16 protein-coding genes are annotated in these 19,208 nt (G+C 62.9%); 13 read left to right on the top strand and 3 right to left on the bottom strand.

Annotation, left to right across the window (positions count from 1 at the left end):
* Positions 1-47: 47 nt before the first annotated feature.
* Both ACZ5RT_RS10760 and ACZ5RT_RS10755 read left to right on the top strand, forming a co-directional pair.
* Positions 48-1,265 (top strand): CaiB/BaiF CoA transferase family protein, encoded by a 1,218-nt coding sequence (locus ACZ5RT_RS10760; RefSeq protein WP_464452435.1) that lies wholly within the window; start codon positions 48-50, stop codon positions 1,263-1,265.
* A gap of 36 nt (positions 1,266-1,301) precedes the next feature.
* The gene (locus ACZ5RT_RS10755) at positions 1,302-1,694 is read left to right on the top strand and encodes a VOC family protein (protein ID WP_464452434.1); all 393 of its coding nucleotides are present in this window, start codon (positions 1,302-1,304) and stop codon (positions 1,692-1,694) included.
* 29 nt (positions 1,695-1,723) lie between these two features.
* Here ACZ5RT_RS10755 and ACZ5RT_RS10750 read toward each other — a convergent pair whose 3' ends face one another.
* The gene (locus ACZ5RT_RS10750) at positions 1,724-2,650 is read right to left on the bottom strand and encodes a Bug family tripartite tricarboxylate transporter substrate binding protein (RefSeq protein ID WP_464454215.1); all 927 of its coding nucleotides are present in this window, start codon (positions 2,648-2,650) and stop codon (positions 1,724-1,726) included.
* A gap of 255 nt (positions 2,651-2,905) precedes the next feature.
* On the opposite strand from ACZ5RT_RS10750, the gene ACZ5RT_RS10745 reads away from it, so the two are divergent.
* The gene (locus ACZ5RT_RS10745) at positions 2,906-4,087 is read left to right on the top strand and encodes a YbfB/YjiJ family MFS transporter (protein ID WP_464452433.1); all 1,182 of its coding nucleotides are present in this window, start codon (positions 2,906-2,908) and stop codon (positions 4,085-4,087) included.
* Here the strand turns inward: ACZ5RT_RS10745 and ACZ5RT_RS10740 are convergent, their stop codons facing one another.
* A complete protein-coding gene (locus ACZ5RT_RS10740) occupies positions 4,088-4,795 on the bottom strand; it encodes a VOC family protein (RefSeq protein ID WP_464452432.1) in 708 nt (235 codons plus the stop codon).
* An 85-nt stretch (positions 4,796-4,880) separates the two neighbouring features.
* Between ACZ5RT_RS10740 and ACZ5RT_RS10735 the strand changes: the two genes are divergently transcribed.
* From ACZ5RT_RS10735 to ACZ5RT_RS10695, 9 genes are all read left to right on the top strand, one after another.
* Positions 4,881-5,486 (top strand): isochorismatase family protein, encoded by a 606-nt coding sequence (locus ACZ5RT_RS10735; RefSeq protein WP_291924048.1) that lies wholly within the window; start codon positions 4,881-4,883, stop codon positions 5,484-5,486.
* Between the two features lie 176 nt (positions 5,487-5,662).
* Complete coding sequence (locus ACZ5RT_RS10730) at positions 5,663-7,561, top strand: propionate--CoA ligase (RefSeq protein WP_464452431.1); 1,899 nt, start codon at positions 5,663-5,665, stop codon at positions 7,559-7,561.
* A gap of 226 nt (positions 7,562-7,787) precedes the next feature.
* The gene (locus ACZ5RT_RS10725; protein ID WP_464452430.1) at positions 7,788-10,655 is read left to right on the top strand and encodes a 2-oxoglutarate dehydrogenase E1 component; all 2,868 of its coding nucleotides are present in this window, start codon (positions 7,788-7,790) and stop codon (positions 10,653-10,655) included.
* A 40-nt stretch (positions 10,656-10,695) separates the two neighbouring features.
* Positions 10,696-11,952: a 2-oxoglutarate dehydrogenase complex dihydrolipoyllysine-residue succinyltransferase gene (gene odhB / locus ACZ5RT_RS10720; RefSeq protein ID WP_464452429.1), complete on the top strand. Its 1,257-nt coding sequence runs from the start codon at positions 10,696-10,698 to the stop codon at positions 11,950-11,952.
* Positions 11,953-12,012: 60 nt separating this feature from the next.
* Positions 12,013-13,440: a dihydrolipoyl dehydrogenase gene (lpdA, locus tag ACZ5RT_RS10715; RefSeq protein WP_464452428.1), complete on the top strand. Its 1,428-nt coding sequence runs from the start codon at positions 12,013-12,015 to the stop codon at positions 13,438-13,440.
* 112 nt (positions 13,441-13,552) lie between these two features.
* Positions 13,553-14,650 carry a cell division protein ZapE gene (gene zapE, locus ACZ5RT_RS10710; protein WP_464452427.1) on the top strand — a complete coding sequence of 366 codons (1,098 nt, stop codon included), beginning with the start codon at positions 13,553-13,555 and terminating at the stop codon, positions 14,648-14,650.
* Complete coding sequence (locus ACZ5RT_RS10705; RefSeq protein ID WP_464452426.1) at positions 14,647-14,985, top strand: hypothetical protein; 339 nt, start codon at positions 14,647-14,649, stop codon at positions 14,983-14,985. Before zapE ends, ACZ5RT_RS10705 begins: the two co-directional genes overlap by 4 nt.
* Entirely contained in the window at positions 14,985-15,200 is a 216-nt protein-coding gene (locus ACZ5RT_RS10700; protein ID WP_108426855.1) for a DUF465 domain-containing protein, read from the top strand. Before ACZ5RT_RS10705 ends, ACZ5RT_RS10700 begins: the two co-directional genes overlap by 1 nt.
* A 95-nt stretch (positions 15,201-15,295) precedes the next feature.
* Positions 15,296-17,311: an ATP-dependent DNA helicase gene (locus ACZ5RT_RS10695; protein WP_464452425.1), complete on the top strand. Its 2,016-nt coding sequence runs from the start codon at positions 15,296-15,298 to the stop codon at positions 17,309-17,311.
* Here the strand turns inward: ACZ5RT_RS10695 and ACZ5RT_RS10690 are convergent.
* Positions 17,277-18,062 carry an outer membrane protein assembly factor BamD gene (locus ACZ5RT_RS10690; RefSeq protein WP_464452424.1) on the bottom strand — a complete coding sequence of 262 codons (786 nt, stop codon included), beginning with the start codon at positions 18,060-18,062 and terminating at the stop codon, positions 17,277-17,279. The genes ACZ5RT_RS10695 and ACZ5RT_RS10690 overlap by 35 nt on opposite strands.
* Before the next feature lie 73 nt (positions 18,063-18,135).
* On the opposite strand from ACZ5RT_RS10690, the gene ACZ5RT_RS10685 reads away from it, so the two are divergent.
* Positions 18,136-19,137: an RluA family pseudouridine synthase gene (locus ACZ5RT_RS10685; protein ID WP_422169281.1), complete on the top strand. Its 1,002-nt coding sequence runs from the start codon at positions 18,136-18,138 to the stop codon at positions 19,135-19,137.
* Positions 19,138-19,208 lie beyond the last annotated feature (71 nt).

Raw genomic sequence — 19,208 nt, 5'->3', positions numbered from 1 at the left:
CAACGACACCCGACATGCCGGGTGCCTGATTGCCTACACTTGAGGCCATGAACGCAGACAAAGCTTTTTCACCCTCCACCGGCCCCCTGGCCGGACTCAAGGTCCTGGAACTGGGCCAGTTGATTGCCGGCCCTTTTGCAGCCAAAACGCTTGCCGATTTTGGGGCCGATGTGGTCAAGATCGAGCCGCCCGGCGCGGGTGACCCGCTGCGCCAGTGGCGCTTGATGAAAGATGGCACCTCGGTCTGGTGGCAGGTGCAGTCGCGCAACAAACAGTCTTTGGCGCTGGACCTCAAGCAGCCTGCCGCGCAGGACATCGTGCGCCAGCTGGCCGCCGAGAGCGATGTGCTGATTGAAAACTTCCGCCCCGGCGCGATGGAGGGCTGGGGCCTGGGGCCTGACGATTTGCTGGCCCTCAATCCCCGCCTGATCATGCTGCGCGTGAGCGGCTACGGCCAAACCGGCCCTTACCGCGATCGCCCGGGTTTTGGCGTGGTGGGCGAGGCCATGGGCGGCATTCGGCACCTCACGGCCGAGCCGGGCCGGGTGCCGGTGCGTGTGGGCATCAGCCTGGGCGACACGCTGGCGGCCTTACACGGCGTGATCGGCATCTTGCTGGCCTTGCACGAGCGGCAAACTTCGGGCCGGGGGCAGGTGATTGACGTGGCTTTGTACGAGGCCATGTTCAACTGCATGGAAAGCCTGCTGCCCGAGTACAGCGCCTTTGGTGCGGTGCGTGGACCGGCGGGCAGCGCCTTGCCGGGCATTGCGCCGAGCAACGCCTACCTGTGCAAGGACGGCGGCTATGCCCTGATTGCGGGCAACGGCGACAGCATCTTCAAGCGCTTGATGGCCGAGATCGGGCGCGAGGACCTTGCCCGGGACCCCGGCCTGAAAGACAACACGGGACGCGTGGCCCGCGTGGCCGAAATCGACGGGGTGATCGGCCAGTGGACCGCGCAGCACACGGTGGACGAGGTGCTGGCCGCGCTCGACCGCGCCAGTGTGCCGGCCGGGCGCATCTACACCGTGGCCGACATTGCGCACGACCCGCACTACCGGGCCCGCGACATGCTGCAAACCGTGCGCATGGACGATGGGAGCGATTTGATGGTGCCCGGCATCGTGCCCAAACTCTCGCGCACCCCTGGCGGGCACCGGCGCAATGCACCCGGCATTGGTCAGGACAGCGATGCCGTGTTGTCGGGCATGGGCCTCTCCGCGGCGCAAATTCAGGCTTTGCGAGAGCAGGGCATTGTGGCCTGAGCTCACACTTGGCCGACTTCAACTTGGATTTTTCACATGATTGACCATTTGGACCACCTGGTGCTGACCACCTGCGACGAGGCCGCTTGCATCGACTTTTACACCCGCGTGCTGGGCATGCAGCTTGAAAGCTTTGTGGGTGGCACCCCGCCGGTGCAGCGCCGGGCCTTCAAGTTCGGCCAGCAGAAAATCAACCTGCATGTGCGCGGCCGTGAATTCGAGCCCAAGGCCCATTTGCCTGTGCCCGGTGCGCTGGACCTGTGCTTCATCGCCAGCGTGCCGCTGGACGAGGTCATGGCCCGAGTGACCAAAGCCGATTGGCCCATCGTGGAAGGCCCGGTCATGCGCACGGGGGCGACCCAGAAAATCCGCTCCATCTACCTCAGAGACCCCGACCTGAACCTGATCGAGATCTCCGAGTTGGTCTGAGCGCTGTCAGCGGGTGACAGAAGGGCGCATCACTGCGCTTTGGCGCCCGACTCCTTGACCACTTTGGCCCATTTGGTGATTTCGCTGGCCTGGTAGCGGGCCAGCTCGTCCGGGCTGGACAGCACCGGGTCCAGGCCCAGGGTTTTCAGGCGCTCTTGCACCTCGGGCAGCTTGAACACGCGCACCACCTCGGCGTTGAGTCGGTCGATCACGGGCCGCGGCACATTGGCCGGGGCAAACATGGCAAACCAGGTGGTGGCTTCAAAGCCGGGCACCGATTCAGCCACAGTAGGCACATCGGGCGCGGCTGGTGAGCGGGTCGCGGTGGTTTGCGCCAAAGCCCGGATCTTGCCTTCCTTGGCCATGGGCAAAGCCGAGGGCATGTTGTCGAACATGAGCTGGATGCTGCCGCCGATCAGGTCCGGAATCGCGTATTGCCGCCCTTTGTAGGGCACATGGGTCATGTTGGTGCCGGTGAGCGATTTGAAGAGTTCGCCCGAGACGTGCACCGAGGTGCCGATGCCGGGCGAGCCGAACGACAGCTTGTTGGGGTTCGCCTTCATGTAGGCGATCAACTCGGGCACGTTTTTGACCGGCAGCGCGTTGTTGACCACCAGCAGGTTGGGGGCAGATGCGACCAGCGACACCGGCGTGAAATCTTTGACCATGTCATAGGGCATTTTTTCGTAGAGCGCCCCGTTGATGGAGTGCGTGCCCACGGTGCCCATCACCAGGGTGTGGCCGTCGCCCGGTGATTTGGCCACGTTGTCGGCGCCGATGTTGCCGCCCGCACCAGGCCGGTTGTCCACCACCACGGGAAAGCCGAGTTGCGCTTTTTCGCTGAACAGCCGCGCCAGGATGTCGGGTGCCCCACCGGAGGGGAAGGTCACCACCAGGCGCAAGGGTTTGCTGGGAAATGTCTGGGCCGATGCCGATGTGGCGCCCAAAGCGCCCATGGCCAACAGCGCGAGGCTCAGGCTGCGGCGAAGGGGAGAAGAAGGGGAGAAGAAGGGGTGAAACGTGGGGTCATGGGGGTCTCCTTGTCGTTTCACTTTAGGGGCCAGCCCGGTTTGCCGGGATGGTGAAAACCCTTTGTTGAGCGGGCTGGCCTGTCGTGTCCGCGACGCAGCACCTGCTGTAGCCAAGGTGTCAATGAGCCCACCGCAAGGCACTCGTCCAGCGGCACATTGCAGCGATACTTGCACACGGCCATGCAAAACACCGCGTCACCCCCTGTTCAAGTTCTCAAGCCCTGGCAAGTCATGGCCGGGGGCATTTGCGGCTTGGTGCTGACGATTGGTCTGGCGCGTTTTGCCTACACGCCGCTGCTGCCGGGTCTGCAGGCCCAAACCGGCCTGAGCGATGCCGCCGCCGGTGCTTTGGCGGCCGTGAACTATGCCGGCTACATCACCGGTGCGCTGGTCACGGCCTGGATGGACGATGTGCGCTGGCGTCACCGTTTTTACAGCATGGGTTTGTGGATGGCCTTGCTGACCACGGCCGCGATGGCGCTGTCGAGCTGGATGCCGGCCTGGGTCTTGTGGCGCTTCATCGGGGGGTTGTGCGGCGCCACAGGCATGTTGCTCGGCTCGGGACTGGTGCTGGGCTGGCTGATGCGGCAAGGCCGCAGGCCCGAGTTGGGGGTGTTTTTCATGGGCTTGGGCCTGGGCATTGTGGTGTCGGCTCTGGGCGCCTGGGGGCTGTCCGGCATCTGGACGCGTTGGTCAGACCAGTGGCTGGCATTGGCTGCGCTGGGTTTGGTTTTTGGGGTGCCCGCCTGGCGCTGGCGGCCGCCCGTGCCGCCTGCGCTGGTACCCGGCGCCGGTGTTCAGGCCTTGCCGCAGGTGTCACGCCGCTGGATGTGGACCATGGCGCTGAGCTATTTTGCGGCGGGGTGGGGCTTTGTCATCAGTGCCACGTTCACCGTGACCATTGTCGAGCGTGAACCGGCCTTGGCCGGGCAGGGCGCTTTGGCCTGGGCTTTGGTGGGCCTGGCGGCCATGCCTGCCGTGTTCATGTGGGACCGCGTGGCCCGACGCCTGGGCGATATCCGTGCTTTGTTGTTGGCCTTCGGCTTGCAGACGGTGTCCATCGTCTTGCCAGCCCTCTCGGGTTCATTGGCCGCGGCACTGGCCGGGGCGGTGGGTTATGGCGCCACCTTCATCGGCATCGTCAGCCTGACCTTGGCCTTGGTGGGGCGACGTGCCCCACACAATCCGGGCAAAGCCATGGCCCGCTTGACCTTGAGTTATGGCGCTGCGCAAATGCTGGCCCCCGTGGTGGCCGGAGCCATGGCGCAGGCCACGGGCAGTTTCAAGGGTGCGCTGTGGTTGACGGCGGCGGTCATGCTGGCTGGCATGGCCTTGCTCGCCAGCTTGCCCGACGAGGGCTGATCAGACCCCCAGGCTTTGCAACTGCACCAGACCTTTGGGGGTTTGCAAGGTGGCAACGAGGTTGGCCGGGCCGGTTTCAATCTGCACGCCTTGCAGACCGATGGCTTCGTAGGCGGTCTGCAGCTTGGCCCCGCTGGGGTGGCTGACCGACAGGCTCTGCAACGAGACGCCCGAGCGGGGCAGGCTGTTGCGCGGGTGCAGACGCAGCGGGTCGGTGGCATCGGGCTTGCCCCATTGGATCAAGGTGGGCAAGGTGCCGTTGAACAGGCGCTCGCCGTCTTCGCGCACGGTGATTTGCCAGTTCAGGGTGCCTTTGCCCGACTTGCGGCTGGCGTGCACCACTTGGCCGCGTTCAATGCCTTGGGTGCGCAGCACATGCCGGGCGGCTTTGATGTCATCGGTGCTGGTCACGAAGTGGATCAGCCGGGGTTGCTCGGCCACGGCTTTTTGCAAGGCCTTGTCGTCCATGTCGAACCAGCGGGGCACCTGTGAGCGTTTGGGGATGACTGCACCGGGGTTGATCGCGATGATTTCAAAGTAAGCCAGAGGAAATTTGGGCGATGCAATCTTGAACAGCCGGTTGTGCGTGCCGTATTTTTCGTGTTCGCCGCCTGGGCCGGGGGTGATGCCCAGAGTCTCCTCGCACCATTGCACGCCTGCGTCCAAAGTCGAGGCCATCACCACCAGGTGGTCAATTTGTGTTTTCATTTTTTCAAGAACAGAGCTTGCCGCTGAGCATAACGGATGCCTGCCCGCGCCTGCGACAATCGCGGCTGACGTTTTGGGAGTCTTTATGTTGATCGATGCAGATGAAAGCCAATTGGTGTTGGTGGATTTTCAGGCCCGCCTGAAGCCCGCGATGCTGGACGCCGATGCCGTCTGGGCCAACGCGGCACGCTTGGCCACCTTGGCGCAGGCGCTGGATGTGCCCACCTGGGGTACCGAGCAAAACCCCTCGCGTTTGGGCGAGATGCCCCCTGAAATTCGCAGCCACTGCCGCCAGGTGCTGGCCAAGATGCAGTTCAGCGCGGTGGAGGAAGGCTTGGGCGAATGGCTGCAGCCCGAGCCGGTGCAGGCCCCGCGCGGCAACGCCCGCAGCTTGCCGCGCCACCTGCAAAAACCCCAGCCGGGGGCCGAGCCGCGCAAGACCATCGTGCTGGCCGGGTGCGAGGCGCACATTTGCCTGCTGCAGACCGCGCTCGATCTGCTGGAAGACGAGTTCGAGGTGTGGGTGGTGACCGATGCCTGCAGCTCGCGCACCGAGCGAAACCGCGACGCCGCGTATGACCGTTTGGCCGGGGCAGGGGCCGAGTTGGTGACCGCCGAGATGGTGGCGTTCGAGTGGGTTCGCACCGCCGAACACCCGGATTTCAAGCTGCTGCAAACGCTGTTCAAGTGAACCTTCAGGCGCATGGGTGGGCACCCCGTCAGGCGCCTGCTGTGCGCTGAACCTTGCGGGGCTTGAAGTCAGCTTGTTGCAAGTCCCTTGCCCATAATTATGAATTCAGAAGGGTGTCCGTCACGGGGCTGGCGCACCCTCCAGGAATTCATTTGGCCGGCATTCAGGAGACTTTCATGGGCAGCTTTGCTGACTTTCACGCACGCTCGATCAACGACCGCGACGCTTTTTGGGCCGAGCAGGCCAAACTGGTGGACTGGAAAGTTCCACCGCAGCAAATCTGTGATTACAGCAACCCGCCATTTGCCAAGTGGTTCGTGGGCGGCCAGACCAATTTGTGCCACAACGCGGTGGACCGCCACCTGGCCGAGCGGGCTGACCAGCCTGCGCTGATTTTTGTTTCGACCGAAACCGATCAGGAAAAAACCTACACCTTCCGCGAACTGCACGCCGAAGTGCAGCGCATGGCCGCCATCTTGCAAGACCTGGGCGTGGTCAAGGGCGACCGCGTGCTGATTTACATGCCCATGATCGCCGAGGCCGCCTTTGCCATGCTCGCTTGCGTGCGCCTGGGGGCCATCCATTCGGTGGTGTTTGGCGGTTTTGCCTCGCACTCGCTGGCCACCCGCATCGAAGACGCTTCGCCCAAGGTGATCATCAGCGCCGATGCGGGTTCGCGCGGCGGCAAGGGCGTGCCCTACAAGCCGCTGCTCGACGAAGCGATCAAGCTGTCCACCCACAAGCCGACCAAGGTGGTCATGGTGGACCGCCATCTGGCACCGTTCACCCCCGTGCCCGGCCGCGATGTGGACTACGCCAGCGAGCGCGCCAAGCACATGGATGCGGTGGTGCCGTGCGTGTGGGTCGACTCCACGCACCCCAGCTACACGCTCTACACCTCGGGCACCACCGGCAAACCCAAGGGCGTGCAGCGCGACACCGGGGGCTACACCGTGGCCCTGGCCGCCAGCATCCCCAACATCTTTGAGGGCAAGCCGGGCGGCACCTTCTTCTGCACCAGCGACATCGGCTGGGTGGTTGGGCACAGTTACATCATCTATGGCCCGCTGATCGGTGGCATGGCCACCATCCTTTATGAAGGCCTGCCCATCCGTCCGGATGGCGGCATCTGGTGGAGCCTGGTCGAAAAGTACAAAGTCCAGGTCATGTTCAGCGCTCCCACGGCCATCCGGGTGCTCAAAAAGCAGGACCCGGCCTTGCTCACCAAGTACGACCTGTCCAGCCTGCAGGCGCTGTTCCTGGCGGGTGAGCCGCTGGACGAACCCACCGCCAAGTGGATTTCCGAAGGTCTGAACGGCAAGCCCATCATCGACAACTACTGGCAGACCGAAACCGGCTGGCCGATCCTGAGCATCTGCAACGGCGTCGAAAAAGCGCCCAGCAAGTTTGGCTCCCCCGGGAAGGCGATTTACGGCTACAACGTCAAACTGGTCGATGACCAGACCGGTGAAGAACTCACGGGTGCCAACCAAAAGGGCGTGCTGACCATTGAGGGCCCCTTGCCCCCCGGCAACCTGCAGACCATCTGGGGCGACGACGAGCGCTTTGTCAAAACCTACTGGAAAACCGTGCCCAACAAGTTGGTCTACAGCACCTTCGACTGGGCGGTGCGTGACGAAGACGGTTATTACTTCATCTTGGGCCGCACGGACGATGTGATCAACGTGGCCGGTCACCGCCTGGGCACCCGCGAGATCGAGGAAAGCATCTCCAGCCACCCCAACGTGGCCGAGGTGGCGGTGGTGGGTGTGGCCGACCAGCTCAAGGGGCAGGTGGCCATGGCCTTTGCGATTGCCAAGGACACCTCGGGCCTGACGGACGCGGCAGCGCGCCTGAAGCTCGAAGGCGAAGTCATGAAGGTGGTGGATTCGCAGCTGGGTGCGGTGGCCCGACCCTCGCGCGTGTTCTTCGTCTCGGCTTTGCCCAAGACCCGCAGCGGCAAGTTGCTGCGCCGGGCCATTCAGGCCGTGGCCGAAGGGCGCGACCCGGGCGACCTGACCACCATGGACGATCCGGCCGCATTGCAGCAGATCGTGGATCTGGTCAAAGGCTGATGTACCCTGACCCCGCTTTGGCGGGGTCTTTTTTATCCCAATCGCCTTCCACCCGTCGGGTTCCGTGCCGCTGTAAGTTTGGTATCGGACAAGCCGTGGCACAATGCGCGCTGTACTCAGGCCCTTCCCCTGCCACAGTCGCATCCGCCAACCGGTTCAGCCGTGTCGCGGAAGGTAATTCTCAACCAACTAATGTTTCCCAGAGGGGAACGGAGGTCAGCGAAACATGAGCGAGACTAATTCCGTCTACGCTGCCTATTCAGGCAACACCCACCTTTTCGGAGGTAACGGCCCGTACGTCGAAGAGATGTACGAGAACTACCTGGCCAACCCCGGCAGCGTGCCCGACTCCTGGCGCGAATACTTCGACGCCCTCCAGCACGTTCCCGCAGTCGACGGCTCCAACGCCAAAGACGTGCCCCACCTGCCTGTCATCAACGCTTTTGCCGAACGCGCCAAAGCCGGTGGCACCAAAGTGGTCATGGCCAGCGAAAACGTTGAAATGGGTCGCAAGCGCACCGCCGTTCAGCAGCTGATCGCCGCCTACCGCAACGTCGGCCAACGCTGGGCCGACCTGGACCCTCTGAAGCGCACCGAACGCCCCAACATCCCTGACCTCGACCCCGCTTTCTACGGCTTCACCGATGCCGACCAGGAAACCGTGTTCGACACCAGCAACACCTTCTTTGGCAAGAACAACATGCCCCTGCGCGAGCTGCTCAATGCGCTGCGCGAGACCTATTGCGGCACCCTGGGGGCCGAGTACATGTACACCACCGAGCAGGCTGAAAAGCGCTGGTGGCAGCAAAAGCTCGAAAGCATCCGCAGCAAACCGAATTTCGGCGCTGAAAAGAAAAAGCAGATCCTCGACCGCCTGACGGCTGCCGAAGGTCTGGAGCGCTACCTGCACACCAAATACGTGGGCCAAAAGCGTTTCTCGCTCGAAGGCGGCGAAAGCTTCATCGCGGCGATGGACGAACTGATCCAGCAAGCCGGCGCGCAAGGCGTGCAGGAAGTCGTGATCGGCATGGCCCACCGCGGCCGCTTGAACGTGCTGGTCAACACCATGGGCAAGTTGCCTGCGGACCTGTTTGCCGAATTCGACCACACCGCCCCCGAAGACCTGCCTGCCGGTGACGTGAAATACCACCAGGGTTTCAGCTCGGACGTGAACACCCCCGGTGGCCCGGTCCACCTGTCGCTGGCGTTCAACCCCTCGCACCTGGAAATCGTGAACCCCGTGGTCGAAGGCTCGGTGCGTGCCCGCATGGACCGCCGCAACGACCCGCTGGGCAAGCAAGTGCTGCCCGTGCTGGTGCACGGCGACGCTGCTTTCGGTGGCCAGGGCGTGAACCAGGAAACTTTTGCGCTCGCGCAAACCCGTGGTTACTCCACAGGCGGCACGGTGCACATCATCATCAACAACCAGATCGGTTTCACCACCTCCGACCCCCGCGACATGCGCTCGAGCGTGTTTTGCACCGACATCGTCAAGATGGTCGAAGCGCCTGTGCTGCACGTCAACGGTGACGATCCGGAAACCGTGGTGCTGGCGACCCAGCTGGCCCTGGAGTACCGCATGACGTTCCGCAAGGACGTGGTGCTGGACGTGGTGTGCTTCCGCAAACTGGGCCACAACGAGCAGGACACCCCTGCGCTGACCCAGCCGCTGATGTACAAAAAGATCGCGACTCACCCCGGCACGCGCAAGCTGTTTGCCGACAAGCTGGCCACACAAGGCCTGGGTGAGACCCTGGGCGACGACATGGCCAAGGCCTACCGCGCTGCACTGGACGCTGGCAAGAACACGACCGAGCCGGTGTTGACCAACATCAAGACCCAATTCACCGTGAACTGGGCGCCCTTCATGGGCAAGAAGTGGACCGACGCAGGCGACACTTCCATTCCTTTGGCCGACTGGAAGCGTCTGGCCGAGAAAATTTCGACCATCCCCGAATCGGTCACACCGCACCAGCTGGTCAAGAAGGTCTATGACGACCGCGCAGCCATGGGCCGTGGCGAGATTCCCGTGGACTGGGGCATGGGCGAGCACATGGCGTTTGCCTCCCTGGTTGCCAGTGGCTACCCCGTGCGTCTGTCTGGCGAAGACTGCGGCCGCGGCACGTTCACACACCGCCACGCGGTCATTCACGATCAAAAGCGTGAGAAGTGGGACACCGGCACGTATGTCGCCCTGCAAAACGTCTCGGACAAGCAGGCCCCGTTCGTCGTCATTGACTCGATCCTGTCGGAAGAGGCCGTGCTGGCCTATGAATACGGCTATGCCTCCAACGACCCCAACACCCTGGTGATCTGGGAAGCCCAGTTCGGCGACTTCGCCAACGGTGCGCAGGTGGTGATTGACCAGTTCATTGCTTCGGGCGAAGTCAAGTGGGGCCGTGTCAACGGCATCACCCTGATGCTGCCGCACGGCTATGAAGGCCAGGGCCCCGAGCACAGCTCGGCCCGTGTTGAGCGCTTCATGCAGCTCGCGGCTGACACCAATATGCAACTGGTCCAGCCCACCACGGCCAGCCAGATCTTCCATGTGCTGCGTCGCCAGATGGTGCGTGACTTGCGCAAGCCTTTGGTCATCTTCACGCCAAAATCGCTGCTGCGCAACAAGGACGCCACCAGCCCGGTGTCCGAATTCACCAAAGGCAGTTTCCAGACCGTCATCGGCGAAACCCGGGACATCAAGGCCGACAAGGTCAAGCGCGTGATCGCTTGCTCGGGCAAGGTCTATTACGACCTGGTCAAGCACCGCGAGGCCAAGGGCATCGACGACGTGGCCATCATCCGTCTCGAGCAGCTCTACCCCTTCCCGCACAAGGCTTTCGCTGCAGAGATCAAAAAGTACCCCAACGCCACCGACATCGTGTGGTGCCAGGACGAGCCACAGAACCAGGGTGCCTGGTTCTTCATCCAGCACAACATCCACGAGAACATGCAAGATGGTCAGAAGCTCGGTTATGCCGGTCGCGCTGCGTCGGCTTCGCCTGCGGTGGGTTATTCACACCTGCACCAGGACCAGCAAAAAGCCCTCATCGAGGCGGCTTTCGCGAAGCTCAAGGGCTTCGTGCTGACCAAGTGATCCAAACAAACCGGCGTTTAACCTTTAAAGAGAATTCAACATGGCGATCGTAGAAGTCAAAGTTCCCCAACTCTCCGAGTCCGTGGCCGAAGCCACCATGCTGCAGTGGAAAAAGAAAGTCGGCGAAGCCGTTGCGGCCGATGAAATCCTGATCGAAATCGAGACCGACAAGGTCGTGCTGGAAGTACCAGCGCCTTCCGCTGGCGTGATTTCGGAAATCCTCGTGGCCGATGGTGGCACCGTCACTGCCGAGCAGCTGATTGCCCGCATCGACACCGAAGGCAAGGCCGGTGCTGCTGCGGCGGCCCCAGCCGCTGCGGCTGTTGCAGCGCCTGCCGCTGCCCCCGTGGCCGCAGCTGCTGCAGCGACCGGTGGCAGCATGGCTGGCGTGGCCATGCCTGCCGCTGCCAAGCTGATGGCCGACAACAGCCTGGCCGCTGGCTCGGTGGCCGGTTCCGGCAAAGATGGCCGCGTGACCAAGGGCGATGTGCTCTCCGCTGTGGCCGGTGGTGTCAAGTCCACGGCCGCCGTGATCCCCACAGGCGTGCCCACCAAGGCGCTGCCTCAGGTGTCGGCGCCTGCCGTCAACCTGGGCGACCGCCCAGAGCAGCGCGTGCCCATGACGCGTCTGCGCGCCCGCGTGGCCGAGCGTTTGCTGCAATCGCAGTCGACCAACGCCATCCTGACCACCTTCAACGAAATCAACATGGCCCCGGTCATGGAGATGCGCAAGCGCATGCAAGAACGCTTCGAGAAGGAACACGGCGTCAAGCTTGGCTTCATGAGCTTCTTCGTCAAGGCCGCGGTGCACGCCCTGAAGAAATTCCCGGTGCTCAACGCCTCGGTGGACGGCAACGACATCGTGTACCACGGCTACTTCGACATCGGTATCGCGGTGGGCTCACCTCGCGGTTTGGTGGTGCCCATCCTGCGCAACGCCGACCAGATGAGCTTTGCCGACATCGAGAAAAAGATCGCCGAGTTTGGCGTGAAGGCCCGTGACGGCAAGCTGGGCATCGAAGAGATGACCGGCGGTACGTTCTCCATCTCCAACGGTGGCACCTTCGGCTCGATGATGTCCACCCCCATCATCAACCCACCCCAGTCGGCCATTTTGGGTGTGCACGCGACCAAAGACCGCGCCATGGTGGAAAACGGCCAGGTGGTGGTTCGCCCCATGAACTACTTTGCCATGTCGTACGACCACCGCATCATCGACGGCCGCGAAGCTGTCTTGGGCTTGGTCGCCATGAAGGAAGCGCTGGAAGACCCAGCCCGCTTGCTGTTCGACATCTGATATCCCTGAATCTGCAATGCCCCCCTCACGGGGGCGTTGTCCATTGAGAAGACAAATACCATGAGCAAACAATTCGACGTCGTTGTCATCGGCGGTGGCCCCGGTGGCTACATTGCAGCCATCCGCGCTGCACAACTCGGTTTCCAGGTCGCCTGTATCGACGAGTGGAAAAATGCAGCCGGTGGCCCAGCGCCTGGCGGCACCTGCACCAACGTGGGTTGCATCCCCTCCAAGGCGCTGCTGCAGTCCAGCGAGCACTTTGAGCACGCCAACCACCACTTCGCAGACCATGGCATCACCGCCAAGGACGTGAAGATGGATGTGGCCAAGATGATTGCCCGCAAGGACAGCGTGGTCAAGCAAAACAACGATGGCATCTTGTACCTGTTCAAGAAAAACAAGGTCACGTTTTTCCACGGTCGCGGCAGCTTTGTCGGTAAGGCTGAAGGCGGTTACACCATCCACGTGGCGGGCAAGACCGAAGAGGACATCACGGCCAAGCAAGTCATCATCGCCACAGGCTCGAACGCCCGTGCCTTGCCCGGCACACCGTTTGACGAAGTCAATGTGTTGTCCAACGACGGCGCTTTGCGCGTGGGCGCTGTGCCCAAGAAGCTGGCCTTGATTGGCTCCGGCGTCATCGGTCTGGAAATGGGCTCGGTCTGGCGTCGTCTGGGGGCAGAAGTCACCATCCTCGAAGGCCTGCCCACATTCTTGGGCGCGGTGGACGAGCAAATCGCCAAAGAAGCCAAGAAGGCGTTTGACAAACAAGGTTTGAAGATCGAGCTGGGCGTGAAAGTTGGCGAGATCGTCAACGGCAAGAAGGGCGTGACCGTCAACTACACCAACGCCAAGGGCGAGGCTGTGGTGCTGGACGCCGACAAACTGATCATCTCGATCGGCCGTGTGCCCAACACCATCGGCTTGAACACCGAAGCGGTGGGCCTGCAGCTCGACGAGCGCGGTGCAGTGGTGGTGGACGCCGATTGCAAAACCAACTTGCCCGGCGTCTGGGCGGTGGGCGACGTGGTGCGTGGCCCGATGTTGGCGCACAAAGCCGAAGAAGAGGGCGTTGCCGTGGCCGAGCGCATTGCCGGTCAGCACGGCCATGTCAACTTCAACACCATTCCTTGGGTCATCTACACCAGCCCTGAAATCGCCTGGGTTGGCCGCACCGAGCAGCAGCTCAAAGCCGACGGCGTGGCGTACAAGGCCGGCACCTTCCCGTTCCTGGCCAACGGCCGTGCCCGCGCTTTGGGTGACACCACCGGCATGGTGAAGTTCCTGGCCGATGCCACAACCGACGAAATTCTGGGCGTGCACATGGTGGGCCCCCAGGTGTCCGAGCTGATCGCCGAGGCGGTGGTGGCCATGGAATTCCGTGCCAGCGCGGAAGACATTGCCCGCATCTGCCACGCGCACCCGTCCTTGAGCGAAGCCACCAAGGAAGCCGCTTTGGCGGTGGACAAACGCACGCTGAACTTCTGAGCCCTTGATGCATCCGGCACTGCAGCGCCGGGTGAGTTGGGTTAAAGTTCTGCATCCCTGAAAACCCGGGCTTGGTCCCGGGTTTTGTTTTGAATCGAAGAGCAAGCCACCCATGTCCGTTCGTGCCGTTTACGAAGTAGAACTCCAAAAACGGGGCTACCAAAGCGACCCTGCCCAGCTGCGAGCCATCGAGGCGCTGGAGCGCTGCGCCAAGGAGTGGGCGGCTTACCAAAACAAGCGTTCAAGCTTGCTGGGCAAATTCCTCAGCCGCCCCGAGATCCCCAAGGGGGTCTACATGTTTGGCGGGGTGGGGCGTGGCAAGAGCTTCCTGATGGACTGCTTTTTTGCGGCGGTGCCGGTTGAGCGCAAAACCCGCCTGCATTTCCACGAATTCATGCGAGAGGTGCACCGTGAACTGGCTGCCATCCAGGGGACGGTGAACCCGCTCGACGAGCTGGGCAAACGCATGGCCAAGCGTTACCAGCTGATCTGTTTTGACGAGTTCCACGTGGCCGACATCACCGACGCCATGATCCTGCACCGCCTGCTGGTGGCGCTGTTCGACAACGGCGTGGGTTTTGTCACCACCTCCAACTTCGAGCCCGATGGCCTGTACCCCGACGGCCTGCACCGCGACCGCATCCTGCCCGCGATTGCTTTGCTGAATGCGCGCATGCAGGTGCTCAATGTGGACAACGGCACCGATTACCGCCGCCGCACGCTGGAGATGGTCAAGCTCTACCACTCACCTCTGGGCGAACAGGCCGATGCCGAGATGAACGACGCCTTCAGCCGCTTGGCCACCGGGCCGGACGAAGACCCGGTGCTGCACATCGAAGCGCGCGAAATCACCGCCAAACGCCGCGCGGGCGATGTGGTCTGGTTTGACTTCAAAGCCATTTGCGGCGGCCCGCGTTCGCAAAACGACTACCTCGAAATCGCCACGCAGTACCACACCGTGCTGCTGAGCAACGTGCCGCACATGCCCGTCAGCATGGCTTCCGAGGCGCGGCGCTTCACCTGGCTGATCGACGTGCTGTACGACCGCCGGGTCAAACTCATCATGTCGGCCGCTGTGCCCCCCGAAGGGCTGTACACCTCGGGCCCCATGTCGCATGAGTTTCCGCGCACCGTCTCGCGTCTGCATGAGATGCAGTCGAGCGAGTTCCTGGCACTGGAGCACCGTACCGTGGACACACACCTCACATGAAACGCTGTGCATTGGCGGCTTTGACCGCGCTGTCGTCGACCTGGCTGTGCGCACAATCGTTGGTGGGCGAGCCGGAATTCATCCGGGTGCAACGCGAAGCTGTGGCCAGCCAACGTGCCGAGGTCATGGCGGTTTACCAGGAGGAAGCCAAAGCCTGCTGGCAAAAATTTGCGGTCAACGCCTGCCTGAGCGACGCCCGCAAAATCCGCCGTGCCGCGCTGGAGCCCTTGCGTCAACAAGACTTGCTGCTGAATGCCCAGGAGCGCCAGTGGCGAACCGAGCAGCGAGATCTGCGCTTGCAGGGCAAGCAAACCGGTCAGCCCAATCCGCCATGATGGACACCTCTGCCGAAGACCTGCGCTCGCCCCAGCGGCAGTTGATCGAGTGCCAGATGGCGCATGCCGATCTGGACGCCTTGATTGACCAGGCGGCGCTGGCCCCGCAGCCCCTGGACGAGTTGTTGCTGCGACGGCTGAAAAAACGGCGTTTGGCTTTGCGTGACCAAATGGCCAGGCTGCAGTGGATGCTGGACCCCAAGGAGCCTGCTTGAGTTTGTTGCAGCAAAGGGTCTCTGAAACCCTGTCCAGCCACGGGGCCTTGGCCTGTTCAGTGCCGGGTTTTCAGCCACGTGAAGGGCAAACCGACATGGCAATGGCCGTCACGCAAACCCTGGAGCAGGGCGGCCAGCTGGTGGTGGAGGCGGGCACAGGCGTAGGCAAAACCTATGCCTATCTGGTGCCGGTCTTGCTCAGCGGTCAACGGGCCTTGGTGTCCACGGCGACCAAGGCCCTGCAAGACCAATTGTTTTCGCGCGACATCCCGCGTCTGGTCGAGGTGCTGGGCTTGCCCATCCGCGTGGCCTTGCTCAAAGGCCGTGCCAACTACCTGTGCTTGCACCGCATGGCGCAAGCCCGGCACAGCGCCGAGTCGGCCCAGCCGGGTGCGCAGCGGGCCCTGGCCAAGATCGAAACCTGGGCGCAAACCACACGCACGGGAGACATGGCCGAGCTGACGGGCCTGGACGAGCGCTCTGCCTTGTGGCCGCTGGTCACGTCCACGCGGGACAACTGTCTGGGGTCGAGTTGCCCCAGTTACCGCGCCTGCCATGTGAACTTGGCCCGCAAGGAGGCGATGGCCTCGGATGTGGTGGTCATCAACCACCATTTGTTTTTTGCCGACATGGCGGTGCGCGAGTCGGGTGTGGCCGAGTTGCTGCCCACCGTGCGTGTCACGGTGTTTGACGAGGCCCACCAGCTCAACGAGATCGGCGTCAATTTTTTGGGCAAGCAACTGTCCACGGTGCAGCTGCTGGAGTTGTCACGCGATGCGCTGGCCACAGGTCTGCAGTTGGCCCGGGGCCTGGTGGACTGGCATGGCCTGACCGAGGGCCTTGAAAAATCGGCCCGCGATTTGCGGCTGGCTGCAGGCCTGCACCGTGGGTCGGTGCGTTTGCGCTGGACTGAGCGCTGCCCCGAAGGCGTGGAGGCGGCAGACTGGGTCCAGGCGTTGCACAAACTGCAAGAAGCCCTGGCGCTGATGCAGGCGGGGCTGGAGATGGTGGCCGAGCTGGCACCGGATTTTCAGCGCCTGCTTGAGCGCAGCCGTGAGTTGGCGCAAAAAGCGGCCTTGTTCTCCGATCCGCCAGACCCGGAGGGCGTGCGTTGGGCTGAAGTCAGTGCGCAGCTGCGCCTGATCGAGTCGCCCTTGGACATCGCGCAGGCTTTTTCTGCCTTGACCCGCCCCGTGCAGGCCGCACCGTCTGGGGGAGCCGAGGCCGCCGCCGACCCCGATTCACTGGAAGCCTTGATGGCGGGTGATCCGCGTCACGCCTCAGGCGAGCCAGCAGCGACTCCTGTGGGGGTGGGGCAGCGGGCCTGGGTTTTCACCTCGGCCACGCTGGGGGACGAGCCGAGCCTGCGCTGGTTCACCGAGCCTTGTGGTTTGACTTCGGCACAGGTCATGCAGGTCAGCAGCCCTTTCGACTATGCACAGCAAGCCGCTTTGTATGTGCCCGAGCATTTGCCCAAGCCCGCTGACCCCGGTCACGCCGGTCATGTGGCGCAGCTGGTGGTCGAGGCGGTGCAATTGCTGGGCGGCCGGACGCTGGTGCTGACCACCACCTTGAACGCCATGCGTTCGATTGGAGAGTATTTACAGACCCGTCTGGACCCGGCCGCGAACGTGGAAGTGCTGGTGCAGGGACAAAGCCCCAAGCGACGCTTGATGGAACGCTTTCGCGAAGGTGGGGGCGATGGGCGTGCGGGTTGTGTGCTGGTAGCCTCGGCCTCATTTTGGGAGGGCTTCGATGTGCCCGGTGAGGCCTTGCAGTTGGTGGTGATCGACAAGCTGCCGTTTCCGCCGCCCGGGGACCCCTTGTTCGAGGCGAGGAGTCAGCGCATCACCCGTGAAGGGCGCAGCGCTTTTGCCGACCATGCACTGCCCGAAGCCGCTGTGGCCCTCAAGCAGGGGGCTGGGCGCCTGATCCGCAGTGAAACGGACCGGGGGGTTTTGGTGGTGTGCGATACGCGCCTGGCCACCATGTCGTATGGCCGCAGGCTGGTTCGGGGACTGCCGCAGATGCGCCGCCTGAGCGGGCATGCCGAGTTTTTGGCGACCTTGCGTCAGTTCACCACAGACGCCACCAACTCGACGACTTCTTGACCCCACCGGCCTTCAGGTAGTCGGACTGGGGGAAGTTCTTTTCCAGCACGCGCTTGGCATCGTCGCGCAGGGCGTTCATGCCCATGGCGTCGTAGGAGCTGACCAGAATGGCCAGTGCTTCTTCGACCGCCGGCACGCCTTGGTAGTCGGCAATCGCCTGTTGAGCACGGTTGACCGCGGCCACATGGGCGCCTCGGCTGGCGTAGTAGCGGGCCACATGCACTTCGTAAGCGGCCAACGAGTTCACGATGTGCAGCATGCGCTGACGTGCTTCGGGGCTGTATTTGGATTCCGGAAGGCGCGTGGTCAGTTCCTTGAAGGACTCGTAGGAATCCTTGGCGGCTTTCTGATCGCGTTCAGACAGGTCTTGCTTGGTGATGAACGAGAACAGACCCAGGTTGTCATTGAAGTTCACCAGACCCTTGAGGTAGATGGCGTAGTCCAGTGCAGGGCTGGCCGGGTGCAGGCGGATGAAGCGGTCCAAGGTGGCGATGGCCTGGATCTTGTCGCCCGTTTTGTATTGGGCGTAGGCCTTGTCGATCTGGGCTTGTTGTGCCAGCACGGTCCCGGCCGCGCGGCCTTCGAGTTTTTCGTAATAGCCGATGGCCTTGTCCCAAGCCCCGGCGTTGGCCTCATCGCGTGCTTCGGCATAGATTTTTTCGGGGGTCCAGCCAGCGGTGACGTCCTTGGTGGTGTTGGCGCAGCCCGACAGGAACAGTCCCGCTGCCAAAACCAGGCCAGCTGGAACCATCGATAATCTGAAGCTTCGCATCTGTGACACCCTTGTACTGTTGAACGCCTTGATTATATCGACCGACCCCGAAATGGATGAGCCTTCCGCCTTGCTGGATGATGGCGAGCGCGTGCTGGAGGCATCGGACGAGGAAGTGCGCAGCAGCCAGGTGCCTGTGGCGCTGCACGGCCAACGTCTGGACCGTGCCTTGGCCCAAATGGTGCCCGAGTTTTCACGCAGTTATTTGCAGCAACTGATCGAGCAGGGTGATGCCCTGATCGACGGGCGTGTGGTGACCAAGGTGTCGACCAAAGTCCGGTTGGGGCACCAGCTCGTGGTCACCTTGCGGGCCACGCCGCAGTCGCAGGCTTTTGTGCCGGAAGCCATGCCCATTGACGTGGTGTACGAAGACGCCCACCTGCGTGTGATCAACAAGCCTGCGGGGCTGGTGGTTCACCCGGCACCCGGCAACTGGCGCGGCACACTGCTCAATGGCCTGTTGGCGCTGGACCCGCAGGCCAGCGAGGTGCCCCGGGCGGGCATTGTGCATCGCCTTGACAAAGACACCAGTGGTCTGATGGTGGTGGCCCGCACCCGCCAGGCCATGGACGCGTTGGTCCAGCAAATTGCCGCGCGGGATGTGCGTCGCCAGTATCTGGCCATCGGACACAAGCCCTGGACAGGGCCTTCACCCACCACCGTGGAAGCGGCGATTGGCCGTGACCCCGCGAACCGCTTACGCATGGCGGTGGTCGATCTGACGCACCAGTCGGGCAAAACGGCGGCCACCACCATCGAAGTGCTGGACAGCCAGGCGCTCGGTTGTCTGGTCGAGTGCACCCTGCACACCGGACGAACCCACCAGATCCGGGTGCACATGGCGCACATCGGCCACCCCTTGTTGGCCGATGCGGTTTATGGCGGGGCCCAAGCCGCGGGCATGGCGCGCCAGGCCTTGCATGCCTGGCATTTGGCCTTTGTGCATCCCATCACCGGTCAGTCCATTGACATCCGTTCGCCTTTGCCCGAGGACATGGCGCGGGCCCTGTCAGATTGGGGCCTCAGCTACAATGCAGCCAATCAGGGAGCTTGAGCCGGATTACCTGGTTTGAGCGCATCCAGGGCCTGGCCAGCGGCCAAGGTCCTCCAGAACGGGGTTGTTTC

It is taken from the genome of Limnohabitans sp. TEGF003 (genome assembly GCF_055395455.1).
The sequence above is the reverse complement of the archived record's forward strand: the minus strand, read 5'-3'. Positions and strand labels throughout refer to the sequence as shown.

Coding starts and splice junctions, on each gene's coding strand:
- ACZ5RT_RS10760 (WP_464452435.1), top strand. CDS start 48: ATGAACGCAGACAAAGCTTTTTCACCCTCCACCGGCCCCCTGGCCGGA.
- ACZ5RT_RS10755 (WP_464452434.1), top strand. CDS start 1,302: ATGATTGACCATTTGGACCACCTGGTGCTGACCACCTGCGACGAGGCC.
- ACZ5RT_RS10750 (WP_464454215.1), bottom strand. CDS start 2,650: ATGGGCGCTTTGGGCGCCACATCGGCATCGGCCCAGACATTTCCCAGC.
- ACZ5RT_RS10745 (WP_464452433.1), top strand. CDS start 2,906: ATGCAAAACACCGCGTCACCCCCTGTTCAAGTTCTCAAGCCCTGGCAA.
- ACZ5RT_RS10740 (WP_464452432.1), bottom strand. CDS start 4,795: ATGAAAACACAAATTGACCACCTGGTGGTGATGGCCTCGACTTTGGAC.
- ACZ5RT_RS10735 (WP_291924048.1), top strand. CDS start 4,881: ATGTTGATCGATGCAGATGAAAGCCAATTGGTGTTGGTGGATTTTCAG.
- ACZ5RT_RS10730 (WP_464452431.1), top strand. CDS start 5,663: ATGGGCAGCTTTGCTGACTTTCACGCACGCTCGATCAACGACCGCGAC.
- ACZ5RT_RS10725 (WP_464452430.1), top strand. CDS start 7,788: ATGAGCGAGACTAATTCCGTCTACGCTGCCTATTCAGGCAACACCCAC.
- odhB (WP_464452429.1), top strand. CDS start 10,696: ATGGCGATCGTAGAAGTCAAAGTTCCCCAACTCTCCGAGTCCGTGGCC.
- lpdA (WP_464452428.1), top strand. CDS start 12,013: ATGAGCAAACAATTCGACGTCGTTGTCATCGGCGGTGGCCCCGGTGGC.
- zapE (WP_464452427.1), top strand. CDS start 13,553: ATGTCCGTTCGTGCCGTTTACGAAGTAGAACTCCAAAAACGGGGCTAC.
- ACZ5RT_RS10705 (WP_464452426.1), top strand. CDS start 14,647: ATGAAACGCTGTGCATTGGCGGCTTTGACCGCGCTGTCGTCGACCTGG.
- ACZ5RT_RS10700 (WP_108426855.1), top strand. CDS start 14,985: ATGGACACCTCTGCCGAAGACCTGCGCTCGCCCCAGCGGCAGTTGATC.
- ACZ5RT_RS10695 (WP_464452425.1), top strand. CDS start 15,296: ATGGCAATGGCCGTCACGCAAACCCTGGAGCAGGGCGGCCAGCTGGTG.
- ACZ5RT_RS10690 (WP_464452424.1), bottom strand. CDS start 18,062: ATGGTTCCAGCTGGCCTGGTTTTGGCAGCGGGACTGTTCCTGTCGGGC.
- ACZ5RT_RS10685 (WP_422169281.1), top strand. CDS start 18,136: ATGGATGAGCCTTCCGCCTTGCTGGATGATGGCGAGCGCGTGCTGGAG.